Raw genomic sequence first — 24,339 nt, 5'->3', positions numbered from 1 at the left:
CTCAACGGCGGTACGGGTCGCGACGGTCGTCGTCGTACCTGTCACGCCGGCTGTCACGCCGACTTTCCTGCCGTGATTCATGGTGACGGGATTCGTACCGGCGTTCGGCATGGTGGTCGTGCGCCTGTCGATGCGGCGTAACGATCACCGTCCGGCCATGATGTGTCGTCGGTGGCACGACGACACAGGCGCTGAGCGCGGCGCTCAACAGGGTAATGATCAGCAGTTTCTTGTTCATGGTCGTTCCTTCTCTCTCCGTTGTGGTGAGCGAGTAACGCCCCGCCAGGACAAGCGGCCGACCGGTTTCACGACTTGTTACGAATGCTTGCAACTGGCTGACGAACAGCCATGAAAAAAGCCGCCCGCAGGCGGCCCGAGGCGGTGAGGAAAACGCTCAGCGCTTCAGCGCATCGCGGATCTCACGCAGCAGCACGACATCTTCCGGGGTCGGCGGCGGCTCCGCCGGTGCCGGCGCAGCTTCTTCCTTGCGCAGACGGTTCATCTGCTTGACCATCATGAAGATGATGAAGGCCAGGATGATGAAATTCACCAGAATGGTCAGGAAATTACCGTAGGCAAAAACCGAGATGCCGGCTTTCTTCAGTTCGGCCAGCGTCGTCAGATTGTCCGGGTTGTCGCCAAGGACGAAGAACAGGTTGGAAAAATCCAGATTGCCGACAACCTTGCCCACCAGCGGCATGATCAGGTCGGCAACGATGGAATCAACAATCTTGCCAAAGGCAGCGCCGATGATGACGCCGACCGCGAGGTCCATCGCGTTGCCCTTGACGGCGAATTCCCTGAATTCCTGGAGCATTCCCATGTGCATTCCCTCTCTGAAAGTTGTTTGACGAACGAATTATTCTGGCTGGCGCGAAATCGCGTCAAGCGCTCTTTACAAACGCCTTGAGCAAGCGCTGGCTGGCCGCCACCAGCGTTTCCTCGCGCTTGGCGAAACAGAAGCGGACGACCTTGTCGTCGCGACCGTCGGCATTGAACACCGAGACCGGGATCACGGCGACGCCGACTTCGCGCGTCAGCCACTCGGCAAAGGCGCGGTCGCCGAGCTCGGACAGGCCGGCATAGCTGGCCAGCTGAAAATAGGTACCGCGGCAGGGCAACAGGCGGAACGGCGTCGGCGCCATCAGTTCGCGGAAGAAATCGCGCTTTTCCTGGTAGAAGGCAGCCAGGCCGAGGTGGCGCGAAGCGTCCTGCATGTACTCGGCAATGGCCAGTTGCGACGGCGCGTGCACGGTGAACACGTTGAATTGATGCACTTTGCGGAATTCGGCCATCAGCGCCGCCGGGCCGACCACGTAACCGATCTTCCAGCCGGTGATGTGGTAGGTCTTGCCGAAGCTGGAAACGACGATGCTGCGCGCCGCCAGTTCCGGATGGCCGGACAGGCTGGCATGCTGTTCGCCGTCGAACAGGATGTGCTCGTAGACCTCGTCGGACAGGATGACGATGTCGGTGCCGCGAACCATTTCCGCCAGTTTTTCCAGGTCGACCGCAGAAAGCAGGCTGCCGGTCGGGTTGTGCGGCGAATTGACGACGATCATCCGCGTCTTCGGCGAAATCAGCTTTTTCACCTGTTCCCAGTCCGGCGCGTAATCCGGGAACTTCAATTGTGCAAAGACCGCCGTGCCGCCGACCGTCTCGATCGCCGGCACATAACTGTCGTACACCGGCTCGAAGACCAGCACCTCGTCGCCAGGCCGGACGAAGGCGGCAATCGCAGTGAATATCGCCTGCGTCGCGCCGGCGGTGACGGTCACCTCCGACTCGACGTCGTAGGTCGCGCCGTACAGCGCCGCGACCTTGTCGACGATGGCCTGGCGCAGTTCCGGCAGTCCGGCCATCGGCGCGTACTGGTTGCGCCCGGCCAGCATGTGGCGGTGCATGGCGTCGAACAGCGCCGGTTCGGCCTGGAAATCGGGAAAGCCCTGCGACAGGTTGACGGCGCCGCACTCGGCGGCCAGTTTCGACATCACGGTGAAGATCGTGGTGCCCATGTTCGGGAAGCGGGAATCGATGCGGACAGGCGTTTCCATGGCAATGGCGGGTGGTTCGGAAGCGGGTCACTATGCCACAATGTCGCCATGAACATCGACGGCATCCCCACTCGCACCCTGCGCGCCCATCCGGAGCAGCGCCTTATCGACATCATCGACCAGACCCGGCTGCCACATGCGCTGCACTGGGTCCGCGTCGCCACGCTGACGGAAGCGGCACACGCGATCCGCGCCATGCAGGTACGCGGCGCGCCGCTGATCGGCGCCACTGCCGCTTACGGGCTGGCCATCGCGCTCGGCGACGACGCCAGCGACGCCCGGCTGAGCGAAGCCGCCGCTCTGTTGCGGTCGACGCGGCCAACGGCAGTCAATCTGCACTGGGCGCTGGCGCGCATGGAAAATGTCCTGCAGCCGCTGTCGACCGCAGCACGCTGCGCTGCCGCCTGGGCCGAGGCCGCGGCGATCGCCGAGGAAGATGTCGTGCAGAACGCCGCCATCGGCCAGCATGGCCTCAAGCTTTGGCAGGACCTGATCGTCGCCGACGGCCAGGTGCTGAACATCATGACCCACTGCAACGCCGGCTGGCTGGCCACCGTCGATCATGGCACGGCGCTGTCGCCGGTCTATGCCGCGCACGACGCCGGCGTGCCGGTGCATGTGTGGGTGTCGGAAACCCGGCCGCGCAACCAGGGTCTGCTCACCGCCTGGGAACTGGCGCAGCACGGCGTGCCGCATACGCTGATCGCGGACAACGCCGCCGGCCTGCTGCTGCGCCAGGGCAAGGTCGATGCGGTGATCGTCGGCGCCGACCGCATTGCCGCCAACGGCGACGTTGCCAACAAAGTGGGCACTTACCTGAAGGCGCTGGCCTGCGCCGACAACGGCGTGCCCTTCTACGTCGCCGCGCCGCGCTCGACGCTGGATTTCGCCTGCAGCGAAGGCGCCGACATTCCCATCGAGGAACGCGACGGCGACGAATTCCGCTTCGTGCATGGCCTCGACCACCATGCCCAGCCGGCCGCGCTGCGCCAGTTGCCGGCCGACGAGGATGTCGCCAATCCGGCCTTCGACGTCACGCCGAACTGGCTGGTCAAGGCCATCATCACCGAACGCGGCGCCTGCCCGGCCAGCCGCGACGGCCTGCTCGGCCTGTACCCGGAAGAAGCCGATGACTGATCCGCGCGCCGCCCTGATCGCCACCGCCCGCGCCATGCGTCCGGCCGGACTGAACCGTGGCACCGCCGGCAACGTCAGCGTGCGCGACGGCGCCGGCTTCCTGATCACGCCGACCGGCATGGCCTACGAAACGCTGACGCCCGACGACATCCCGCACATGACGCTCGACGGCGCCGCCATCGGCCGGCGCAAGCCTTCGTCGGAATGGCGTTTCCACCGCGACCTCTATGCCGCCCGGCCGGACGTCGGCGCCGTGCTGCACGCCCATTCGCCGTTCGCCGTCAGCCTGGCCTGCCTGCGTCTGGACATCCCGCCCTTCCATTACATGATCGCGCGCTTCGGTGGCGATACCGTCCGTTGCGCCGACTACGCCATTTTTGGCTCGCAGGCACTGTCGACCGCAGCATTGGCGGCGATGGAAAAGCGCAAGGCCTGCCTGCTCGCCAACCACGGCCTGCTGGTCGCCGGCCGCGATCTGGACGAGGCACTGGCGCTGGCGATCGAACTCGAGGAACTGTGCGAACAATACTGGCGCGCCTGCCAGCTCGGCCAGCCGGTATTGCTGAGCGCCGACGAAATGGCCGCTGTCAGCGAAAAATTCGGGAGTTACGGCCAGCAATGAACGCCCATCACGACATTTCCCGCTGGGAACAGACTCACGATTTCGGCACCGGCAACACCCGCGCCGAAAAAGGCACGCGGATCGTGCTGTGGATCACGCTGGTGACGATGGTCGTCGAAATCACCGCCGGCTGGTGGTTCAACTCGATGGCCGTGCTCGCCGACGGCTGGCACATGAGTTCGCACGCGCTGGCCATCGGCCTCTCGGTGTTTGCCTACGCTGCCGCCCGCAAGTACGCCAACGACCCGCGTTTCGCCTTCGGCACCTGGAAGATCGAAGTGCTCGGCGGCTATACCAGCGCGCTGTTCCTGATCGCCGTCGCCGCGCTGATGGTGCTCGGCGCCGTCGACCGGCTGCTCGAACCGCAGCCGATCCGCTACGCCGAAGCCCTGGTCGTCGCCGTCCTCGGTCTTGCGGTCAACCTCGGTTGCGCGGCAATTTTGCACCGCGCCGGCGGTGACGACCATCACCACGGCCACGATCATGGTCACGGCCATCAGCACGACGACCTCAACCTGAAGGCCGCCTACATCCACGTCATCACCGATGCGCTGACCTCGGTGCTGGCCATCGGCGCGCTGGCCGGCGGCTGGTTTTACGGCTGGGACTGGCTCGATCCGGCGTGCGCGCTGGTCGGCGCCGTGCTGGTTGCGCTATGGGCGAAGAACCTGCTGCGCGACACCGGCCGCGTGCTGCTCGACCGCGAGATGGATCATCCCGTGGTCGCGGAAATCCGCGAGGTCATCGGCGAACTGCCGCCCGGCACCCAAATCACCGACCTGCATGTCTGGCGCGTCGGCAACGGCGCCTATGCCTGCGCCGTCTCGCTGCTGACGCACGACCCGGCGCTGACACCACTGGCCGTACGCCAAGCACTCGCCATCCACGAGGAAATCGTCCACGTCACCGTGGAGATTCACCGCTGCGACGAGTGCCCGGCCCCGGCCTGACCCCTGAATCAGGCCAGCGTCGACAGCAGGCTGGTGGCCTCATCCTGGTCCGGACGGCCATAGGCGTGCATCAACTGCATGATCTGCTTCAACACCTGCGATTCGCTGCTGCTGGCCTGTGTCGTCGAACTTTCCTCGGTACCACTGGCTGACTGCTGCTCATCCTTGTAGGCCATCGCTTCCTGGAAGCTGACCTTGCCGTCGCCATCGCTGTCGGCCGCCTCGAAGTTGGAGACGATGTCGGTAATCAGGCTGCTGCGTTCGCTATCCGAATCGCCGATTTCCGTCAGTTGCGCTTCCAGTTCTTCCTGCGTGAAACCCTCATCGTTTGGTGGTGGCGGCGGCGGCATGCCACCCATGCCTTGCGGGCCCTGCCCGGCCATGCCCTGCATGCGCATCTGGGCGAACTGGCTGTCGAGTTCCTCCTGCAGCTTGCTCAGCGTCGAGGCAAACTCGCTTTCCGTGACCTTGCCATCGCTGTCAGCATCCAGCGCCGCGAACAGCTCTTCGGCGGCACTGTCTTCGGTCCCGGAAATGGCACTGAAAGCCGACACCAGGTCGCTTTTTTCCAGGTAACCCTGGCTCTTGCTGTCCAGCCGGGAAAACAGCTGGCTCATTTGTGACGAACTACCGACACCACTGATCATGATCGACTCCTTTTAACGGTAAAAAACCCGGAAATACGTTCCGGCATCGCCTTCTGAGCAAGTTATCGGCCATTTGGCCCAATAATTGGCGGCGATCGACGTTAAACGGAGTAAAAACTCGTCAAGAAATCGGTTAATTACTGCGGTCGACCGCAAAAAACAGCGAAAAACGACGGACAAACCGGCAAAACCTGCCTGCGGCCAAAATTGCCGCCCCACCGGCACGCCGGGGTAAAAGTCTGTAAAAACAGCGCTCTGGCGGCGCCCCCTTGGCTATGATGCCGACTTGAATCCGGAAATGATGGAGTGCAGGACATGGCAGCCGTGCTGCTGATCGACGACGATGTGGAACTGGCCGGCATGCTTGCCGATTACCTCAGGCGCGACGGCTTTGCCGTCGATCTCGCGCACGACGGTGAAAGCGGCGTGCAGGCGGCGCTGTCCGGCAATTTCGCCATCGCCGTGCTCGACGTGATGATGCCGGGGATTTCCGGCATCGAAGCGTTGCGCCGCATCCGCGCCGGCAGCCGGATGCCGGTGCTGATGCTGACGGCGCGCGGCGACGACATGGATCGCATCGTCGGCCTCGAACTCGGTGCCGACGACTATGTCCCCAAACCCTGCCTGCCGCGCGAGCTGGCCGCCCGCCTGCGCGCCATCCTGCGGCGCAGTGCCAGCGCACCGCAGGACAACGGCGAACTGGCCGTCGGCCCGCTGCGCCTGCATGCCGCGCAGCGCCGGGCAGAATGGCGGGGACAACTGCTCGAACTGACCAGCACCGAATTCAACCTGCTCGAAGTGCTGGCCCGCAACGCCGGCCACATCGTCGGCAAGGATGAACTGTCCGCCCAGGCACTCGGCCGACCGCTGGCCCGCTACGATCGCAGCATCGACGTGCACCTGTCGAGCATCCGCCAGAAGCTCGGCCTGCTCGACGACGGCCGCTCGCCGATCCAGACGGTGTTCCGCCAGGGCTACCAGATGATTCCGGGCTGAACATGGGACGCCTGTTCTGGAAGTTCTTCCTCATCGTCTGGCTGGCGCAACTGAGCGCAATCCTCGGCACGGCGGCGATTTTCTGGATCGAACGCGACGAGCTGCGGAGCCGTTTCGAGCAACACCGACCACCACCACCCCGGGCAGCGAACGACGAGATGCGTCCACCACCACCGGGATTTCCCGGCAAACCGCCGCCGCTGCCGCTGTTGCCGATCCTGACCGGCCTGCTCGCCAGCCTGGCCGCAGCCGGCGCCATCGCGTGGTACGTCGCCCGCCCGGTGCGCCGGCTCAAGGCTGCCTTCGCTGCCGCCGCCGAGGGCGACCTGAGCCTGCGCATCGCCCCGGCGATGGGGCGTCGCCGCGACGAACTGGCCGATCTTGGCCACGACTTCGACCGCATGAGCGAACGCCTGCGCAGCCTGCTCGACGCACAAACCCGGCTGCTTCACGATGTCTCGCATGAACTGCGCTCGCCGCTGGCCCGCCTGCATGCGGCCATTGGCCTGGCACGCCAGGAACCGGAACGCTTCGACGAAACGATGAACCGCCTCGAACGTGAAGGCGAGCGGATGAACCACCTGGTCGGCGAACTGCTGACGCTGTCGCGGCTGGAAGCCGGCGTCGGCGGCGCCATCGAGACCATCGAACTGGACGAACTGATCGCCGACCTGCTGGAAGACGCCCGTCTGGAAGCGGCCCCCCGTCACCTCATCATCGATATCGACGAAACCCCCGGCCTGCGCGTCCGCGCCAATCCCGAGCTGCTGCACCGGGCGGTCGAAAATGTCGTACGCAACGCCCTCAAGCATTCCCCGGCCGGCGGCAGGGTTCGCATCGTCAGCGCCATCACGCCCGACCGGCGCTGCCGGATCAGCGTCCTCGACCACGGCCCCGGCGTGCCGGAAGACGAACTGCCGTTCATCTTCGAACCCTTCCGCCGCACCAGCAACGCCATCGGCAACGGTCACGGCCTCGGCCTGGCCATCGCCCGTCGGGTAATGACTGCGGTCGACGGCACGATCAGGGCAAAAAACCTGGCCGACGGCGGCTTCCGCGTCGACCTCGAATTGCCGCTGGTCAGCGACTGATTTCCCACGCCGGCGGCCCGAGCAGGTGCTCGCCAAAGAGGTGGCTGGCGGCCTGGTAATAGGCCACGGCACGACGGATCAGCGGCTCGTCCCCGGCTGCTGGCTGCTCGCCGTCGCCCCCGGCCAGGCGCAACACGCGGCGCGGGCTGAGAATGCCAAGCTGCTCACCGTCGAACAGCCCGAGATGCTGGTAGTTGCCGATCAACGCCCGCCCGGGCCGCGCCGGATCGAGCAGCAGGTTGCGACCGAAGAACGACGAGGTGTAATCGATATTGAGCAGACCGAGCAGCGTCGGCGCCAGGTCGATCTGGCTGGCCAGCGTCGCCACCTCGCGCGCCGGCACGTTGCCCGGCGAATGGATGAACAGCGGAATCCGGTAGTTTTCCGTTGGCAGATCCTGCTGACCGGCACTGCCGGCGTTATGATCGGCGACGAAGACGAAGACAGTCTGCGCAAACCACGGTTTTTGCCGCGCCTCGGCGAGAAACTTCCCGATCGCGTAATCGGTGTATTTGACCGCGCCCTCGCGACCGCTGCCGGAAGGTATGTCGATGCGGCCATCCGGGTAGGTGTAGGGTCGATGGTTGGAGGTCGTCATCAGTTGCAGGAAAAACGGCTGGCCTGTCGCATGATCGGCATCGGCAAGCTTCAGTGCCTGCCGGTAAAGATCCTCGTCGGCCATGCCCCAGGCGTTCTCGAAGGCCATTTCGGACTTGGGCACCCGGGCCTGATCGACAATCCGGTAGCCGTTGCCGGAGAAAAAGGCATTCATGTTGTCGAAATAGCCGCGACCGCCATAAACAAAGACCGTGTCGTAACCCTGGCGGCGGAACTGGTAGCCCAGGCTGGCATAACCGCTTTCCCGGCCGATGCGCTTGACGATGGAGCGCCCCGGCGTCGGCGGAATCGACAGGGTGATCGCCTCCAGGCCACGGTCGGTGCGCGTGCCGGTCGCGTAAAAATTGCTGAAGAACAGGCTTTCGCTGCGCAGGCGATCAAGATTCGGTGTCAGCCCGCGGGTATCGCCGAAGCTGCCGAGATATTTCGCGCTCAGGCTTTCGATGGTCACCAGGACGACGTTCAGGCGGCGCGGCGCCCCCGGATTGTCGATGACGCGGCGGATGTCCTGCGCTTGCCGGCCGATGAAACGGGCATTCGGTTCGGCGAGTTCGGCGCGCACCAGACGGCCGACTTCCTCCGCCGGCAGTTCGGCATAAAACTGCCCGTAGGCGATTTCGTTGTTGCGGAAGGCAGCAAAGAACTGGTACGGGCCGTTGCCGGCCAGCTCCCGTTGCCAGGCGTTGCCGCTGTTGCGTCCCGGTCCGTCCTGGCCGAGCAGCAACATGACCACCACCGCCACCAGCAACAACGACACCAGCAGCCCGGCCGAGCGCTTGCGGCTGGCCAGCGGCGCTCGCTGCACCGCTTCCAGCGCCGGCGCTGCCAGCGCACCAGCAGCCAGCGCCAGCACGGCAATGACGCCAAGTATTGAAAAAACGGGATAGGACTGGAGGATGTTGTCGATGACCTCTTTTGAGTAAATCAGGTAGTCGACCGCAATAAAGTTGAAGCGCACCCCGAACTCGTCCCAGAACAGCCACTCGGCAACAGCCACGAACAACATCGCAAAGAGGCTGCCGACCAGCACGACCTGCCGCCCGACGCCATGCCAGCGGCGCTCGCGCCAGCGCCAGGGAACGATGAGCAGGAGGCAGCCCAGGACCACTGCGGCATAAACAAGGAAAGCCAGGTCGTAGAGCAGCCCGGTGGCAAAGACCTCCAGCGCCAGCAGCGGCGTGATGCCGGCGGTGCTGCCGCTTTTCAGCAGCAGTGCGCCCCGGGTCAGGGTGAACACCAGCCACCAGCTGGCGAGGAGAAGCGCCAGATAACGGCTCTGGGCATGGTGCGGCAAATGCCGCCGGATGAACTGGGGAAGCATGAAAAAGTGATCCGTAATGCAGGTTGACCGGGGTTCAGCGGACAAAGCGCCGGCTTTCCCGGGTGACTTCGTCGATCAGCCCGGTCGCGCCTGCCAGCACCGCCTCGCGCTCCATCCGGGGAAGCGGCTGGTCGGCGGCGTCGAACACGCTGTAGCGGAAAAAATCGCTGCCGGTGTAAGGGAAGGTGATCTTGTGCGCACCGTCGAAAATGCCCATGTGGTCGTATTCGCCGAAGACGAAGTAGGGCATGGTCTGATCCAGGGTATCGGCCGAGCTGTAGCTGCGGGCCGGCTGCGTCACGCCAAGGTAAGTGAGCAGCGTCGGCGCGATCTGCAGGTGCGAAGTGCGATGCGTGACCACAGCCGGCGCCTGGCCCGGCAGCCAGAGCACCAGCGGCACACGGACCTGCTCTTCGGGGAAGGTGTTGCTGTGGCCGTGGCCCCAGTGGCCCTTTTCCATGAACTCCTCACCGTGATCGCCGCTGAACAAGACGACGGTCTTGTCGAGCATGCCGGTGCTTTCCAGGTGTTCGATCAGGCGCCCGACCTGGCTGTCAACATGGTGGGCGGCGTTGATGTAGCGGGCGTGGATACCCTCGATGTTGTCGCGCAGATTGAGCTTCACGTAGTTCAGCTCGCGCAGGTAGTCGCTGCGCAGCGCCGTCTCCTCGGGAAAGGTGTACGGCGCATGCGTGGATTCGAAGAACATGAAGCCGAAAAAGGGCTTGTCGTGCGCTCGCTGGTCCAGTTTGACCTTCAGGTCGTCGATGTTCTGGATGTCGCGCTGCCAGGGTTCGCCGGTCCGCAGTTCCTGCATGTTGGCTTCCGGCACGCCGGCAAACAGCGTATTGCGCAGTTCCGGGTAGTCGAAGCTCTGGCTGGTGTGCAGCGCCAGCTGGTAATCGTGCTGGCGCATGTAGTTCATCAGCGCCGGCGCCACGCGCTGTTGCTCGAAGCTGTACCAGTACGGCGCATAGATGCCGTAGAACATCGAGAACAGCCCCATCCGCGTCCGGTTGCCACCGCTGTAGTGGTTTTCGTAACGCGTCGCCCGCTGCGAAAATTTCCACAGGTTCGGCGTGATTTCCGGGTCGAGCAGATCCCAGCGAAAGGATTCGGCAACCAGCACGATGACGTTCATGTCCTGCTTGACCTGCCCGGTCGTCAGGGTGCCGCCCGGGTAATCGACGGTGCCGCCGGCCAGACGCAGTTCCTGCAGCGCCCGCCGCTCGACGCCGAGACGGGTCAGCAGCCGCTTGGCGCCGCTACGCAGATGGAAAGGGACGACATCGGCGGCCTCGAGCAAGGCCTCCTGACCGGTATGCACACTGTAGGCATAGACACCTTCCTCGACCGTCAGCAGACCGACCATGGCCACCATCGCGAAGGCCACGGCACGCCGCCGGAAAACCGGACCGTGCGCCCGGAAATGATGCAGCGACAGCAGCACCGCCGCATTGCCGGCAACGAACATCGCCACCTGGATGGCAATCGTCCGCTCGGTCTCGGCGGTCGCGCCCAGCGCTGAAATCCCGCCGGGGGTGGTCAGCAGGTTCCAGACGAAACCATTGAAATGGTATTGATACAGCGCGTACAGCCGGTAGTCGGCATAGACCGCCAGCAGCGCCAGGCTGCCGCCGATGAAAGCCAGCGTGGCGACCAGCGCATGACGGGGCGCCCAGTCTTTCGGCAAGAGGAAGGCCGTCAGGGCGCTGACGAGCACCACCGGCAACAGGTACAAACCGGCATAGGCGGCGCTGGCCAGTGCAGCAAATCCCCAGGCGGCACTGCCGTCGAAGGAGACCAGCGGCCAGAACAGGCCGATCATGGCGAACAGCGCGAGATACAGGAGAACGAAATAGCGTTGCAGAACGCCGCGATTCGACAGGATCATGATGCTTTGCGCAAGGTGCAAACCCGCCACATGGCGTATCCGGGCAGGAAATCCTGGGCACCGATGATGTTGAAACCGGCTTCGGCGAATTCGCCTTCGATCACGCTACGGGCAACGACGAAACGGTTCTGATTGGCGCTGCTGCCGCCACGTGCGGCGCGCTGCGTTTCCAGGCGCTTGCGCCGCCACGACTTGAAATTGCCATCAACCCACAGCGAAACGATCAGGGTGTCGCGGGTGACGCGATGGAATTCGCGCAACATGGCCAGACGATGTGCCGGCTCGGCGATGTGATGCAGCAAACGCATGCAGAAAATGCTGTCGACCGCAGCATCGCCAAGATCAATGTTGAACGCCGAAGCCTGAAAGGCATGAACGCGGGCAACGACTTCAGGCGGTTGCGAGCGTCTGGCGACATCGATCATGTGCGGTGAATTGTCGGCGGCGAGAATGACCCGGTTCGCCTTTTCCGCCAGCAGCGGCCAGAAACGGCCGGCACCGCAGGGTAGATCGAGCACCAGGCCAGGTTCGCCGGCGATGGCCAGCGCCCGCCGGGCAAGCTGCTGGTCGCGCAGATTGGACAGGCGGCGGGCGATTCCGTCCTGGTGTTTGCGGAAATACTGCCAGGCGTGCGCGCTGTCGTACTTGCGCGAGAATTCAAGCTGAATTGATTGTTGAGCGGACATTGCGGACCTTTCTGGAAAGCATGTCCGCAACGATAGCCAACCGGCCGTCAACAGCCCGTCAAAAGCCTGTCAAAAATTCGTCAAATCATTGCCCGAGAAGGATCTCGAAGCGACTGCCACCGCTCGTCAGATTGCTCGCACTGATCGTCCAGCCCTGCTGCTCGCACACCCGCTTGACCAGCGACAGGCCGAGGCCGAGCCCTTCACCGCGCGCCCGGCTGCCCCGCACGAACGGCTGGAACAGCGTCTCCCGCTCGGTTTCCGGAATGCCCGGGCCGGTGTCCTCGACGCGAAAACCGTCGGCCTCGACGATCAGGCGGATTTCTCCATGCTCGGTGTAATGCAGGGCGTTACGCAGCAGGTTGCCCATGACCACGCGCAACAGCGTCGGATGCCAGCAGCGCTGGCTTTCGCCATCGACCTGCCAGTGGAACGCCAGGCCGCGGTTGCGGATTTCCTCGCCCCAGTAGGCCGCCTGCTCGGCAGCCACTTCAGCCAGCGTCACCGCCTCACCGGCGTTGCCGCCGGCCGACTGGGCGCGCGCCAGTTGCAGGAAGGTATCGACCAGACCGCGCATGTCGTCGGCCGCCTTGCCAATGCGTTCAACCTGGCGCCGTTCGCGCGGCCCGAGTTCGGCGCGGGCCAGCAGTTCGCCGGAGGTGCCGATGATCATCAGCGGTGTCCGCAACTCGTGGCTGACATCGCTGGTGAACAAGCGCTCGCGCTCGACCGCTGCCCGCAACTGGTCCATTGCTTGATCAAAGGCACGGGCCAGCTGGCCGAGTTCGTCGTCGCCGTAATCGGAGGCAAGCGATGGGGCCAGCGGCAGCAACTGGTTGCGGTTGCGCACCTGGCTGGCCAGCCGGACCACCGGGTCGATCACCCGGCGCGCCGTCAGCCGGCCGATCAGCAGCGCCAGCGCAACGGCGAGGAAAAAGCCGGCAATGACCACCCGGTACAGCAATTGTTCGCGCGCTTCGAAGGCATCCTGGTTACGTGCCAGGATGAAGCGCTGGCCGGCGATCTCGCTGACCAGGACGTACCACGCCCCGGCCTCGCCGGTAACTTCCTGATAACCGGCATGCACCCCGGCCAGCGCCGGCGGCAAAGCACGCGCCTGCAGCGACGGCACGTACAGCGTGCTGCCACCGGCCAGATCGGGCACCCGCCCCTCCTTGACGAAAACCGTCTCGACCTCGGCCATTTCCGCCCGCAGTTCTTCACCGATCAGGTCATCCTCGACCAGATGCACGACGGCAATGACGCCCCAGGCGAAGATGCCGCAGGTCAGCGCGGTCAGCAGCGCAAAGGAGAGCACGATACGCCGTGCCAGCGGCTGTTTTTCAAGCATGCTCAACCTCGCTCAGGCGATAGCCGACACCATGGATGGTCTGCAGCAGGGGATGGGCGAAGGGCTTATCGATGACCTGGCGCAGCAGGTGCAGGTGGCTGCGCAAGCCGTCGCTGGCCGGTGGGTCGTCGCCCCACAGTGCTTCTTCAAGGACTTCGCGGCGGACCACCGCCGGACTCTTGCGCATCAGCACTTCGAGCAGTTTGAGGCAGGCCGGATTGAGGCGCAGCGGCTGGCCGGCACGGGAGACCGTGAAATCATCGAGGTCGAAGACCAGGTCGCCGACCTGCAGACGCTGTTGCTGCCGACCCTGCGTACGCCGCAGGATGGCATCGATACGGGCCTGCAGTTCGGCCAGCGCGAACGGCTTGACCAGGTAATCGTCGGCACCGGCGCGCAGTCCCTGCAAGCGATCGTCCAGCGCATCGCGGGCGGTCAGCATGATGATCGGCACGATATTGCCGGCGCCGCGCAGGCTGGCGCACAACTGGTAGCCGTCCATGCCGGGCAGCATGATATCCAGAACGATCAGGTCGAAGCGCTCGGTCAGCGCCAGATGCAGGCCGCCCGGGCCGTTGCGGGCGCAATCGACGACATGGCCGGCAGCCTCGAAATAATCGACGATGTTGGCGAGGATGTCGGGATTGTCTTCAATGATCAGCAGACGCATGGAATATCAGGGTACAGGATGAAAATGAAAAATGACGAATTCCTGCGGTCGACCGCAGGAATTCGCAAAAAACGCCGGAATTCAGCGCATGACGAAGGCTTCCTGATGGAAGCGCAGGCGCCGCCAGCCCAGTTTGTCGAGACCGCCGCGCAAGGCCTGCGCCAGCCCGCCGGGACCGCAGAACCAGACTTCGGCCGCCTGTCCCGCCGGCACATCCTTGAGCAACCTTGCCGCATCGAGTTTTTCGCCCTGCTGCGCGCCATGCACATGCAGGCGGATCGCCGGCAGCGCCGCGCACAGACGGGTCAGTTCGTCGACAAACGGGTCGTTGTCGCGATCCCGCGTGCAGTAATGCAGGTCGGCCTCGGGCAGGTTCGCCGCCTTACCCTGCAGCGACCCCAGCCAGGCCAGGAAAGGCGTCACGCCGATGCCGCCGGCCACCCACAACTGCCGCGCCCGACGATTGATGCGGGCGATGTCGAAGCGTCCGTAAGGCCCTTCGATGTCGACCGACTGGCCGACCTGCAACAGTCCGGCCAGTTGCCGGGTATGATCGCCGAGCGCCTTGATGCGGAACTCGATGGTCCGGTCGCCCTGATCGGCACTGGCGATGGTGAAGGGGTGCGCGCCCTCGTCAGCATCGAAGGTCACCAGCGCAAACTGCCCCGGCCGGTGCCCTGGCCAGCTGCCGGTCAGCCGGCAGCGCACGGCGACAATATCGGCGGCCGGCTGGGTCACGGCAAGGATTTCTCCGGTCGACCGGCGCGCCTGCCCGATATTGCCGAGCAAGGCCCGCAGCGCGCCATAGACGCCAGCTGCGATGAGCAGGCCGAGCAACCAGCCCACCGGCTGCAACCAGTAATCGAGCGGTGACAGCAGCGCCGCATGAAAAGCCAGCAGCAGGTAGATGACCGGCATCGCGCGGTGCAGGAAGCGCCACGGACGATAGGGAAAACGCTGCCACAGCGTGATCGCCAGCAGCACCAGCAGGATGTAGAAACCCCATTCGCCGAAATCCTCGGCCAGGTCCTGCATGCTGTCGAGCAGGCCGGTGGCCTTTTCCTTGGGCAGGCGACCGGCGCGACCGATGGTCGATTTTAGGATGTCGTCGGACATCTCGACCAGCCAGTGCATGATCGCGAAACTGCCGCCGAGAATGCCCGCCCACTTGTGCGTGCGATAAACGCGGTCCATGCCGCCGAGCGGCGTTTCCAGCCAGGCCGGGCGCGTCGCCAGGTACATCGCCAGCGACATCAGGCCGATCGACAGCAGACCGCTCAGGTACATCGCTTCCTGACGGGCAAGCCATAGCGGATGCACCGGCGATTCAGGTGCCAACGGCGGCGCCTGCAGCACATCCAAACCCCAGGCCAGACCGAGCGCAACCGCGACAAAGGCAAGTACGACCTTGACCATCAGCGACTCCCTGCCGGCGCAGCCGGGGCGGCCGGCATGTCATCACGGCAGCGGCGCTTGTTGCACTCGGCGCCATTACCCGCGTTCCGGTCGTTTCGCCCCTCCCGCACATCCCGCCGCTCATACGAGCGCTGCTCACCGACAAACTCGCCGGTACGGGCATCCAGCAGCAACTTGCTGCGAGCCCCCTGGCGGTTGGTCGCGCGCACCTCGTAGCGCCCGTGTTCGCGCTCGATCTTTTCGATGTTGCGATAACCGGCCGCCTCCAGCTTGTCGATCAGGCGCGGAATCGGCAGCCACGAGCCGCCACGGTCATCATCGGCGCGGGCCGGTTGGGAAAGCATCAACGCAGTGGCCAGCAGGCCGGCGAGCAATGCGGCAGAAAACATCCGGGTCGACAGACGCATGGCAACAACTCCTTGATTTTGTTCAGATCGTTCAAGCATGGATCGGCAGCCTCAGTCTTCGTAGTAACCGAGTTCGGCATCGGCATGGCAGGCGGTGCAATTGGCCTTGCTGCGCACGTCCTTGTGCCGCCACTCCCAATCCGGGACCTCGCGGTGTTCGCGTACCCATTTCGGCAACGCAGTGATGCGCTGCGGCGCCGTCGCTGGATCAACTCCGCGCAGCAATTTCGCGCTGTAGCGCTGACCGGCGGCATCGCCGGCATTGGCGACCAGATAGGCGGTGATTTTTTTCGCCACGGCGGGGTCGACCGCAGCATTGTCGCCAAAGTGATTGTCGAGCTCGCCCATCATGCGTTTCCACGACGAGGCCGGCAGCATCGACGCCGGAAAGGCCAGGTGACAACTGCCGCATTCTTCCTTGACCACCGGATCGGCAACCGGCGGATAGTAATGGCCGCCACCGGCCTGGGCACGGCTGAAGACCAGGGCGGAAAAGGCCAGCGCCAGCAGGCCGAGGGTGACGGGTCGGGTCGGGAATTTCATGGGTTTTCCTTCTGCGGATTTCAGCGGCTGCTGACAAAAGTCAGCCAGTCACCCTTTTCCAGGGCGGTACATTCGCGGCCAAGCACTTCATTGCAATTGCGCTTGAACCACTTCTCCACCTTCGCCGGATCGGCGTAACGCGTCGGCGATACCGACAGGGCCACCGGCTCGATACGCTTGCCGGTCAAGGTCTTGCCCGCCGCTTTCGGGTCCAGGCCATGGCAACTGGTGCACGCCGGGGTATCCGGCTTGCCAAGGGCAAAGCTGGTGACATGCAGCTTCTCGCCACGGGCGGCGGAGAAACCGGCGAAGGCGGGGCTCGCAGCCTTGGCGGCTGTGGCGTAACGGGCCAGTTGATCCTCAAGCGGACCGGCACTGGCAGCAAGTGAATGCAGCGAGGCAAAGACAAGGGAAAAAGCGAGGCGGAATTTCATGGCGTTCATCCATCGATTAAGCAATGGAGCGAACTATGCCGCCAGCTGCCTGAACAGAACCTGAAGGGCGTATTCAGGCCTGATTCATCGACACACCGCCAGCATGGCCGCCATCACTCACCCGGAGAACACCATGAATATCAGACCGCCACTGTTGTTGGGGCTACTCGCCGCGCTGGCCATGCAGGCTCAGGCACAGGAACCGGCCAGGCAATCCTGTGCGCAGATCAGGGAACAGATTCAGGCCCAAACCGGCCCCCTGGAAAAACCTGACACCGAACTGCTGAAGAAGATCGGCGCCCGCAGCGACTGCGCCTTCACTACCCCGGAAGCCTATCGGGCAGCTTTCGGTGAGCGCCCGCCGGCACCGCACGAACCGCGGCGCGAACGTGAACATCACGAGGAGGATGACGATTGATTGAACAAATCGGACCGCATGTTCCTGCCGCCTCGCCGGTTCATCATCTCAAAGCTCCTCACCGCCGCGCCCCGGACTGGTCGCGGCGCGTACCACGCTCTCACCCAGTTCGACCGAGCACAACTCGATGAAGCGATAGGCGTAACCACGCAGGTAATGGCCCTTGCGCACGCCGATGTGCGTGGTGTTTTCCGGAAACAGGTGGCGGCAGTCGATCAGTTCCAGACCGGCATCGCGCTTCGGATGGAAAGCCATCGAAGCGACGATGCCGATGCCAAGACCGAGTTCGACGTAAGTCTTGATCACGTCGGCATCGAGGGCCGACATCACGACATCCGGCGCCACACCGGCATCGGCGAAGACGCGGTCGAGGCGGGCACGACCGGTAAACCCCTCGTGGTAGGTAATCACCGGATGTTCGCCGATGGCTTCCAGCGTCGGTCGGCCGCCGGCGAGCAGCGGATGCCCGCTCGGCACAACCAGCGCGTGGTGCCAGCGATAGAACGGAAACGACGCCAGTTCCGGATGCTCGGCGACGGCCTCGGTGGCGATGCCGATGTCGGCTTCGCCCTCAAGCAGCAGATCGACAATTTCCTGCGGGCTGCCCTGGTGCAATTTCAGATGCACGCGCGGGAAAGCCTTCTTGAACTCGGCGATCACCCGCGGCAGCGCATAGCGGGCCTGGGTATGCGTTGCGGCCACGGTCAGCTGGCCGACATCGCGTTGGCTGTATTGCTCAGCCAGCGTCTTGATGTTGCGCGCGTCATGCAGCATGCGCTCGACCAGCACCAGCAGGTCCTTGCCGGGGTCAGTCAGGCCGAGCAGACGCTTGCCCTTGCGCACGAAGAGCTCGACGCCGAGTTCATCCTCGAGATCCTTGATGTGCTTGGAGACGCCCGACTGCGACGTGAACAGCGCATTGCCGACCTCAGTCAGGTTGAAGTTGCGACGCACCGTCTCGCGGATGATGCGCAGTTGCTGGAAATTCATGCGGACGCTCCTTGGCGTTCAAATACCTTCAGGCGGGATGGTACGAGACGGACCGCCTGTCCGTCCTGCAAAGCCAGTTCGAGCACGCGTTCACGCGTGATCTCGACTTCGAAATGCTGGCCGGTTGAGCCGTTGATGCCGTCGAGCTCGACCCGCGCGGTGACGCCGAAGGCGAGGATGCGGTTGATGCGGGCGGAAATTCCTGCGGTCGACGCCGGATTTGTGTCGATTTCCAGCTCATGCGGCCGGGCAAAGGCGACCACCTCGGCACCGTGTTCGAAATCATGCGCTTCGTGCTGCAGCGTATCCTCGCCCACCAGAACCGACTCACCATCGACCCGGCCATGGAAAAAATTGACCGAGCCGAGGAAACCATAGACGAAGGGCGTCGCCGGATGACGGTAAACCTCTTCCGGCGAGCCGATCTGCTCGACCTTGCCGTGGTCCATCAGCACCACGCGGTCGGCGACTTCGAGCGCTTCTTCCTGGTCGTGGGTGACGAAGATCGAGGTGATGTGCAGCTCGTCGTGTAGTTTGCGCAGCCAGCGGCGCAGTTCCTTGCGCACCTTGGCGTCGAGTGCGCCGAACGGTTCGTCGAGCAGCAGCACCCGCGGTTCGACCGCCAGCGCCCGGGCCAGGGCAATACGCTGGCGCTGGCCGCCGGACAACTGCGACGGGAAGCGGTCGGCCAGCCAGTCGAGCTGGACGAGATTGAGCAGTTCATGCACCTTGTCGCGGATTTTTGCTTCCGACGGCCGTTGACCGCGCGGTTTCATGCGCATGCCGAAGGCGACGTTGTCGAACACGGTCATGTGCTTGAACAAGGCGTAGTGCTGGAAGACGAAACCGACCTGGCGCTCGCGCGCATGGGTGCTGGAAGCATCGTCGCCGTCGAGCAGGACCTGGCCGGAATCGGCCTGTTCCAGCCCGGCGATGATGCGCAGCAGCGTGGTCTTGCCGCAGCCCGAAGGCCCCAGCAGGGCGACCAACTCGCCGGTCGGGAAGTCGAGGGTGATGTCGTCCAGCGCGGTGAAAGCGCCGAACTGCTTGTGGATGTTCTTGACCTGGATGCTCATGATGCGGATTCCTGGGTGTCTCGATAGGAGCGGGCCGCCTGATGCTCGACCCAGTTCTTGATGACCAGCGTGACCAGTGCCAGCAAGGCCAGCAGCGAGGCCACGGCGAAGGCCGCCGAGAACATGTATTCGTTGTAGAGGATTTCGACGTGCAACGGCAGCGTGTTGGTCTGCCCGCGGATGTGGCCGGAAACGACGCTGACCGCGCCGAATTCGCCCATCGCCCGGGCGTTGGTCAGGATCACGCCATACATCAGGCCCCACTTGATGTTGGGCAGCGTGACATGCCAGAACACCTGCCAGCCTTTGGCGCCGAGGACCACGGCCGCCTCTTCCTCTTCCTTGCCTTGCGCCTGCATCAGCGGGATCAGTTCGCGGGCGATGAAGGGGAAGGTGACGAAGACGGTGGCCAGCACGATGCCCGGCACGGCAAAGATGATCTTGATGTCGTTGTCGATCAGCCAGCTACCGAACCAGCCCTGCGCGCCGAAGATCAGCACGAAGACCAGACCGGCGATGACCGGCGAGACCGAGAATGGCAGGTCGATCAGGGTGATCAGGAACTGCTTGCCGCGGAACTCGAACTTGGCGATCGCCCAGGCTGCCGCGACACCGAAGACCAGGTTGAGCGGCACCGAAACGGCCGCCGCCAGCAGGGTCAGCTTGATCGCCGACAGGGCGTCCGGATCGACCAGCGCGGTGACGTAGGTTTCCCAGCCCTTGCGGAAGGCTTCAACAAACACCGCGATCAACGGCATCAGCAGGAAGATGGTGAAGAAGGTCAGGGCAATGGCCAGGATGGTCCATTTGACCAGCGGCGTTTCGCTGGTCGCTGCCTTGTTCTCGAAGCGGGCAGCGCTGTCGTTGGCAAAACCCTGGCCGCCCAGGTGCATGGTAGTTGCGCCGGCCATTACCGATCCCTCCCGGTGCGTTTGGCGGTCCAAGCCTGCAGGCCGTTGATGATCAGCAGCAGGATGAAGGAGAAGATCAGCATCACCGAGGCAATGGCCGTCGCCCCCTGGTAGTCGTACTGTTCGAGCTTGGTGATGATCATCAGCGGCGTGATTTCGGAGACGAAAGGCAGGTTGCCGGCGATGAAGATGACCGAGCCGTACTCACCGACCGCGCGGGCAAAGGCCAGCGCGAAACCGGTCATCAGCGCCGGCAGCAGGATCGGGAAGATGACGTGGCGGAAGGTCTGCCAGCGTTGCGCGCCGAGACTGGCGGCGGCCTCTTCGAGTTCGGTATCGAGATCTTCCAGGATCGGCTGCACGGTACGCACGACAAACGGCAGGCCGATGAAGACCAGCGCGACCAAAACACCAAGCGGCGTGAAGGCGACCTTGATGCCGAGCGGTTCGAGATACTGACCGAGCCAGCCGTTCTTGGCATACAGCGCGGTCAGTGCGATACCGGCGACTGCCGTGGGCAAGGCGAACGGCAGATCGACCAGGGCATCGACGATCTTCTTGCCGGGAAAGCTGTAACGCACCAGCGCCCACGCCAGCATCAGGCCGAACACCGCGTTGATGGCTGCCGCCAGCAGGGAGGCGCCGAACGACAGCTTGTAGGTGGCGACGACCTGCGGCGCCGTGACCACCTCGACGAAGCGCGCCCAATCCATTTCGAAGGTCTTCAGGAAGACCGCCGACAGCGGGATCAGGATCAGCAGCGACAGGTAGCCCAGCGTGTAACCGAGCGTCAGATTGAAGCCCGGCAACACGCGGAAGGTTCTTGTTGCGGTCATTACTTCCTCGCGACGATCTGGTCATACAGGGCGCCGTCGGCGAAGTGCGCCTTCTGCACCGCCGCCCAGCCACCGAGTTTCTGTTCGACGGTGAAAGTGCGGATGTTCGGGTACTTGGCGGCATGCTTCTTCAGCACCGCCGGGTCACGCGGACGGAAATCATGCTTGGCGATGATTTCCTGGCCGGCCGGGGTGTACAGGAAGTCGAGGTAGGCCTTGGCGACCTTCTCCGTGCCGCGCTTGGCGGCAACCTTCTGGACCACGGCCACCGGCGCGGCGGCTTCGATCGACAGCGACGGATAGACAATGTCGAACTTGCTGCTACCCAGTTCCTGGGCGATCAGGATGGCTTCGTTCTCGAAGGTCACCAGCACGTCGCCGACATCGCGCTGGGTGAAGGTCGTCGTCGCGCCGCGACCGCCGCCGTCGAGCACCGGCACGTTGGCGAACAGCCGGGTGACGAAGTCCTTGGCGCCGGCCTCGGAACCGGTCTTGTCGAGGGCGAAGCCCCAGGCAGCAATATAGGTGTAGCGGCCGTTGCCCGAAGTCTTCGGGTTCGGCACGATGACCTGGTAACCCGGCTTGACCAGGTCGTCCCAGTCCTTGATGTTCTTCGGATTGCCTTTGCGCACGAGGAACACGGTGGTGGTCGTGTACGGCGTCGCGTCATGCGGGAACTGCTTGCGCCAGTTGGCAGCCACCAGGCCACCGCGCTCGACCAGGATGTCGATGTCCGGCGACTGGTTCATCGTGATCACATCGGCTTCCAGTCCGCCGATCACCGAACCGGCCTGCTTCGACGAGCCGCCGTGCGACTGGTTGACGGTGATGTCGGCCCCGCCCTGCTTCTTCCAGGCGGCAACGAAGGCCGGATTGATTTCCTTGTACAGCTCGCGCGAGACGTCGTAGGAGACGTTGAGGAGGGTGCTCTGGGCAAAGGCCGTGCCGGCCGCGAGGAAGGACAGTGCGGCGAAGGTACGGCGCAGGATCGCGCCGGGTGCGTTGGAATTCGACATGCAAATCTCCCGATTGAGTGGATGACGCAGTGTAGGCAAGCGCCTTTAGCATCCAAACCAATTAAAAACGATTTTGATATTCCCGAAACAGCTAAATCGGACTACCCAGTTCGCCGACCAGGAAACTGCCCTGCGCCGCCTGCATCGCCCGCAGCATGGCCAGACCGTCAGGCCACGGGCCAAAGCCGGAATCGACATTGACGTGCCCGGCGGCCCCCAGACAGTGCAGACGACTGCCCCAGCGCTCGGCCCAATAGGCTGCGCTGGCGAAGTTCATCCATGGATCGTTGGTACTGGCGAGCAGCAGGCTGGGACACGGCAAACGGATGTCATGGAACCAGCGGGCAACACTGCCTTCATCGCGACGACGAAAGCCCTCGTCGGCAAAGCGCTCGGGATCGGCCGGGGCAACCAGCAGCGCACCGGCGACCCGTTCGGGACGAATCGATGCCGCGATGATCCCGGCCAGGCAGCCGAAACTGTGGGCGACCAGCCAGACCGGCGCATCGGCCCGGTCAATGGCCTCGCCGACCAGACCGGCCCAGCGCCCCAGTTCGGGACGCTGCCAGTCGATGCCGGCAACCCGCCGGGCTTCCGGCAATTGCCGCTCCAGCCAGCTTTGCCAGTGCGCCGGGCCGCTGCCGAGGTAACCGGGCACGATCAGGACAGGCTGCTTCATGGTTCAGCGGCGGTTCAGGTGATCGAAGGTGCCGCCATCGGCAAAATGCTTCTTCTGCGCCGCCTGCCAGCCGCCCAGATCATCGATGCGGATGAAATTCACCTTGGGAAAACGCGCCACATCGCGTGGATCGGCCAGTTCCGGCTTGATCGGACGATAGTAGTGGCGCGCGGCAAGTTGCTGGCCGACCGGCGAATACAGGTATTCCAGATAGGCCCTGGCGACCTGCTCGGTCCCGTGCTTTTTCGCCACGGCGTCGACCACGGCAACCGGCGGTTCGGCCAGGATCGAGACCGACGGGACGACGATTTCGAACTTGTCCGGCCCGAGTTCGTTGATCGACAGGAAAGCCTCGTTCTCCCAGGCCAGCAGCACGTCACCGATGCCACGCTGGACAAAGGTGTTGGTCGCCCCGCGGGCGCCGGTGTCGAGCACCGGCACGTTCTTCAGCAGCCGACCGACGAAATCGCGGGCCGCCGCCTCGCCTCCGCCCTGTTTCAGCGCATAACCCCAGGCCGCCAGGTAGTTCCAGCGGGCGCCGCCGGAAGTCTTCGGATTCGGCGTGATGACCTCGACGCCCGGCTTGACCAGATCACCCCAATCCCGGATCGCCTTCGGATTGCCCTTGCGCACCAGGAAGACGATGGTCGACGTATAGGGCGAAGCATTGTGCGGCAGGCGCTTCTGCCAGTCTGCCGGCAGCTTCCCGGATTTTTCGGCGATCGCATCGATGTCGTAGGCCAGGGCCAGCGTGACGACATCGGCCTCCAGACCATCGATGACCGCCCGCGCCTGCTTGCCGGCGCCGCCATGCGACTGTTTGACACTGACCACCTGACCGGTCTTTTCCTTCCAGTAACGCGAGAACTCGGGATTGAAGGCCTGATAGAGCTCACGCGTCGGATCGTAGGACACGTTGAGCAGCGAAATCTCGCCGGATTGGGCGTGGACGCCGGTGATGGTGGAAAACAGGGCCAGCGCCAGCAGGCGGCGAAGGGGTTGAAAATTCATGATCGTTTCCTCAAGTTGTTTGGCAGTGGAAGAAATTTAGCCGCCGCCCCGGCCGCAACGAAGCGAGAAAAACTGCTGAGCTTATGCACGAAATCGAAGCGGCAGGAATTCAGGTGCCGTTCATGTTGACCGGCGTAAAACAGGAATCGGGGAATGAACAAGCCTGTGACATCATTCAATTTGAGAAGGAGTCCATCATGTCCCAACGTAATCTGTTGCTCAGCTTCGTCACCGCCGGCCTGATCCTGGCCAGTGGCAGCGCTTTTGCGGTCGACACCCCGGCGGAGCCGATTTTCGGCAGCCAGTTGATGACCGAACAGGAACGCGTCGAACACCGCAACGCCATGCGTGCGGCCCGTACCGACGAAGAGCGCGCCACGGTGCGTGCCAATCATCACGAACAGATGGTGCTGCGCGCCAAGGAGCGTGGCGTCACGCTACCGGCCGTACCGCCGGAACAGCCGCCGCGACGCGGCATGGGCCCCGGCATGAGCGGCGGTGGTCAGGGTATGGGTATGGGCCAGGGCCAAGGCATGGGTGGCGGCCGCGGTCGTCAATAAGTTGC

The 24,339-nt window shown here is 64.0% G+C and carries 27 protein-coding genes; 7 read left to right on the top strand and 20 right to left on the bottom strand.

Annotated elements, in window-relative coordinates; all coding sequences use genetic code 11:
- Window position 1: 1 nt before the first annotated feature.
- From BJN45_RS17650 to BJN45_RS09770, 3 genes are all read right to left on the bottom strand, one after another.
- On the bottom strand, window positions 2-238 hold the full coding sequence (locus tag BJN45_RS17650) for a hypothetical protein (protein ID WP_139326332.1): 237 nt from the start codon (window positions 236-238) through the stop codon (window positions 2-4).
- 156 nt (window positions 239-394) lie between these two features.
- Window positions 395-823, bottom strand: a complete 429-nt coding sequence (mscL, locus tag BJN45_RS09775) for a large conductance mechanosensitive channel protein MscL (RefSeq protein WP_076094685.1) — start codon at window positions 821-823, stop codon at window positions 395-397.
- Window positions 824-884: 61 nt separating this feature from the next.
- Window positions 885-2,054 carry a pyridoxal phosphate-dependent aminotransferase gene (locus BJN45_RS09770; protein WP_076094682.1) on the bottom strand — a complete coding sequence of 390 codons (1,170 nt, stop codon included), beginning with the start codon at window positions 2,052-2,054 and terminating at the stop codon, window positions 885-887.
- A 48-nt stretch (window positions 2,055-2,102) separates the two neighbouring features.
- Here BJN45_RS09770 and mtnA point away from each other — a divergent pair, with 48 nt between their 5' ends.
- The 3 genes from mtnA to dmeF are packed head-to-tail and all read left to right on the top strand — an operon-like array spanning window position 2,103 to window position 4,763.
- Window positions 2,103-3,191 (top strand): S-methyl-5-thioribose-1-phosphate isomerase, encoded by a 1,089-nt coding sequence (gene mtnA, locus BJN45_RS09765; protein WP_076094680.1) that lies wholly within the window; start codon window positions 2,103-2,105, stop codon window positions 3,189-3,191.
- A complete protein-coding gene (locus tag BJN45_RS09760; RefSeq protein ID WP_076094678.1) occupies window positions 3,184-3,813 on the top strand; it encodes a class II aldolase/adducin family protein in 630 nt (209 codons plus the stop codon). The genes mtnA and BJN45_RS09760 overlap by 8 nt, the downstream gene beginning before the upstream one ends.
- The gene (gene dmeF / locus BJN45_RS09755; RefSeq protein WP_076094676.1) at window positions 3,810-4,763 is read left to right on the top strand and encodes a CDF family Co(II)/Ni(II) efflux transporter DmeF; all 954 of its coding nucleotides are present in this window, start codon (window positions 3,810-3,812) and stop codon (window positions 4,761-4,763) included. Before BJN45_RS09760 ends, dmeF begins: the two co-directional genes overlap by 4 nt.
- A gap of 8 nt (window positions 4,764-4,771) precedes the next feature.
- On the opposite strand, the gene BJN45_RS09750 is transcribed toward dmeF, so the two are convergent.
- On the bottom strand, window positions 4,772-5,410 hold the full coding sequence (locus tag BJN45_RS09750; RefSeq protein ID WP_076094674.1) for an EF-hand domain-containing protein: 639 nt from the start codon (window positions 5,408-5,410) through the stop codon (window positions 4,772-4,774).
- Window positions 5,411-5,725: 315 nt separating this feature from the next.
- Between BJN45_RS09750 and BJN45_RS09745 the strand changes: the two genes are divergently transcribed.
- Window positions 5,726-6,406 carry a response regulator transcription factor gene (locus tag BJN45_RS09745; RefSeq protein ID WP_076094671.1) on the top strand — a complete coding sequence of 227 codons (681 nt, stop codon included), beginning with the start codon at window positions 5,726-5,728 and terminating at the stop codon, window positions 6,404-6,406.
- Window positions 6,407-6,408: 2 nt separating this feature from the next.
- Entirely contained in the window at window positions 6,409-7,497 is a 1,089-nt protein-coding gene (locus BJN45_RS09740; RefSeq protein ID WP_076094669.1) for a HAMP domain-containing histidine kinase, read from the top strand.
- Here BJN45_RS09740 and BJN45_RS09735 read toward each other — a convergent pair.
- The 9 genes from BJN45_RS09735 to BJN45_RS09695 all read right to left on the bottom strand — a co-directional run bounded on the left by BJN45_RS09735 (window position 7,487) and on the right by BJN45_RS09695 (window position 16,837).
- A complete protein-coding gene (locus tag BJN45_RS09735) occupies window positions 7,487-9,436 on the bottom strand; it encodes an LTA synthase family protein (protein ID WP_170873066.1) in 1,950 nt (649 codons plus the stop codon). The genes BJN45_RS09740 and BJN45_RS09735 overlap by 11 nt on opposite strands.
- 34 nt (window positions 9,437-9,470) lie before the next feature.
- The gene (locus tag BJN45_RS09730; RefSeq protein WP_076094667.1) at window positions 9,471-11,330 is read right to left on the bottom strand and encodes a sulfatase-like hydrolase/transferase; all 1,860 of its coding nucleotides are present in this window, start codon (window positions 11,328-11,330) and stop codon (window positions 9,471-9,473) included.
- Window positions 11,327-12,016: a class I SAM-dependent methyltransferase gene (locus tag BJN45_RS09725; RefSeq protein WP_076094665.1), complete on the bottom strand. Its 690-nt coding sequence runs from the start codon at window positions 12,014-12,016 to the stop codon at window positions 11,327-11,329. Before BJN45_RS09725 ends, BJN45_RS09730 begins: the two co-directional genes overlap by 4 nt.
- A gap of 85 nt (window positions 12,017-12,101) precedes the next feature.
- Complete coding sequence (locus BJN45_RS09720) at window positions 12,102-13,367, bottom strand: sensor histidine kinase (RefSeq protein ID WP_076094662.1); 1,266 nt, start codon at window positions 13,365-13,367, stop codon at window positions 12,102-12,104.
- Window positions 13,360-14,037: a response regulator transcription factor gene (locus BJN45_RS09715; RefSeq protein WP_076094660.1), complete on the bottom strand. Its 678-nt coding sequence runs from the start codon at window positions 14,035-14,037 to the stop codon at window positions 13,360-13,362. Before BJN45_RS09715 ends, BJN45_RS09720 begins: the two co-directional genes overlap by 8 nt.
- 81 nt (window positions 14,038-14,118) lie before the next feature.
- Window positions 14,119-15,453 carry a ferredoxin reductase family protein gene (locus BJN45_RS09710; RefSeq protein WP_076094658.1) on the bottom strand — a complete coding sequence of 445 codons (1,335 nt, stop codon included), beginning with the start codon at window positions 15,451-15,453 and terminating at the stop codon, window positions 14,119-14,121.
- Window positions 15,453-15,860 carry a PepSY domain-containing protein gene (locus tag BJN45_RS09705; RefSeq protein ID WP_076094656.1) on the bottom strand — a complete coding sequence of 136 codons (408 nt, stop codon included), beginning with the start codon at window positions 15,858-15,860 and terminating at the stop codon, window positions 15,453-15,455. The genes BJN45_RS09710 and BJN45_RS09705 overlap by 1 nt, the downstream gene beginning before the upstream one ends.
- Before the next feature lie 51 nt (window positions 15,861-15,911).
- Complete coding sequence (locus tag BJN45_RS09700; protein ID WP_076094654.1) at window positions 15,912-16,403, bottom strand: diheme cytochrome c; 492 nt, start codon at window positions 16,401-16,403, stop codon at window positions 15,912-15,914.
- A 20-nt stretch (window positions 16,404-16,423) separates the two neighbouring features.
- Window positions 16,424-16,837 carry a DUF1924 domain-containing protein gene (locus BJN45_RS09695; protein ID WP_240494542.1) on the bottom strand — a complete coding sequence of 138 codons (414 nt, stop codon included), beginning with the start codon at window positions 16,835-16,837 and terminating at the stop codon, window positions 16,424-16,426.
- A 133-nt stretch (window positions 16,838-16,970) separates the two neighbouring features.
- Here BJN45_RS09695 and BJN45_RS09690 point away from each other — a divergent pair, with 133 nt between their 5' ends.
- Window positions 16,971-17,255 (top strand): hypothetical protein, encoded by a 285-nt coding sequence (locus BJN45_RS09690; protein WP_139326331.1) that lies wholly within the window; start codon window positions 16,971-16,973, stop codon window positions 17,253-17,255.
- Window positions 17,256-17,303: 48 nt separating this feature from the next.
- Here the strand turns inward: BJN45_RS09690 and BJN45_RS09685 are convergent, their stop codons facing one another.
- The 7 genes from BJN45_RS09685 to BJN45_RS09655 all read right to left on the bottom strand — a co-directional run bounded on the left by BJN45_RS09685 (window position 17,304) and on the right by BJN45_RS09655 (window position 23,774).
- Window positions 17,304-18,245: a CysB family HTH-type transcriptional regulator gene (locus BJN45_RS09685; protein ID WP_076094645.1), complete on the bottom strand. Its 942-nt coding sequence runs from the start codon at window positions 18,243-18,245 to the stop codon at window positions 17,304-17,306.
- Window positions 18,242-19,321: a sulfate/molybdate ABC transporter ATP-binding protein gene (locus BJN45_RS09680; protein ID WP_076094643.1), complete on the bottom strand. Its 1,080-nt coding sequence runs from the start codon at window positions 19,319-19,321 to the stop codon at window positions 18,242-18,244. The genes BJN45_RS09685 and BJN45_RS09680 overlap by 4 nt, the downstream gene beginning before the upstream one ends.
- Window positions 19,318-20,232, bottom strand: a complete 915-nt coding sequence (cysW, locus tag BJN45_RS09675) for a sulfate ABC transporter permease subunit CysW (protein WP_076094640.1) — start codon at window positions 20,230-20,232, stop codon at window positions 19,318-19,320. The genes BJN45_RS09680 and cysW overlap by 4 nt, the downstream gene beginning before the upstream one ends.
- The gene (cysT, locus tag BJN45_RS09670; protein WP_076094637.1) at window positions 20,232-21,068 is read right to left on the bottom strand and encodes a sulfate ABC transporter permease subunit CysT; all 837 of its coding nucleotides are present in this window, start codon (window positions 21,066-21,068) and stop codon (window positions 20,232-20,234) included. The genes cysW and cysT overlap by 1 nt, the downstream gene beginning before the upstream one ends.
- The gene (locus tag BJN45_RS09665) at window positions 21,068-22,084 is read right to left on the bottom strand and encodes a sulfate ABC transporter substrate-binding protein (protein WP_076094636.1); all 1,017 of its coding nucleotides are present in this window, start codon (window positions 22,082-22,084) and stop codon (window positions 21,068-21,070) included. Before BJN45_RS09665 ends, cysT begins: the two co-directional genes overlap by 1 nt.
- A gap of 91 nt (window positions 22,085-22,175) precedes the next feature.
- Window positions 22,176-22,763, bottom strand: a complete 588-nt coding sequence (locus BJN45_RS09660; RefSeq protein ID WP_076094632.1) for an RBBP9/YdeN family alpha/beta hydrolase — start codon at window positions 22,761-22,763, stop codon at window positions 22,176-22,178.
- A 3-nt stretch (window positions 22,764-22,766) separates the two neighbouring features.
- Window positions 22,767-23,774 carry a sulfate ABC transporter substrate-binding protein gene (locus tag BJN45_RS09655; protein WP_076094630.1) on the bottom strand — a complete coding sequence of 336 codons (1,008 nt, stop codon included), beginning with the start codon at window positions 23,772-23,774 and terminating at the stop codon, window positions 22,767-22,769.
- Window positions 23,775-23,971: 197 nt separating this feature from the next.
- Between BJN45_RS09655 and BJN45_RS09650 the strand changes: the two genes are divergently transcribed.
- Window positions 23,972-24,334, top strand: coding sequence for a hypothetical protein (locus BJN45_RS09650; protein ID WP_076095249.1), 363 nt, complete (start codon window positions 23,972-23,974; stop codon window positions 24,332-24,334).
- Window positions 24,335-24,339: the final 5 nt, after the last annotated feature.

Origin of the sequence: Azonexus hydrophilus (assembly GCF_001956855.1) — a bacterium.
GTDB lineage: Bacteria > Pseudomonadota > Gammaproteobacteria > Burkholderiales > Rhodocyclaceae > Azonexus > Azonexus hydrophilus_A.
The sequence above is the reverse complement of the archived record's forward strand: the minus strand, read 5'-3'. Positions and strand labels throughout refer to the sequence as shown.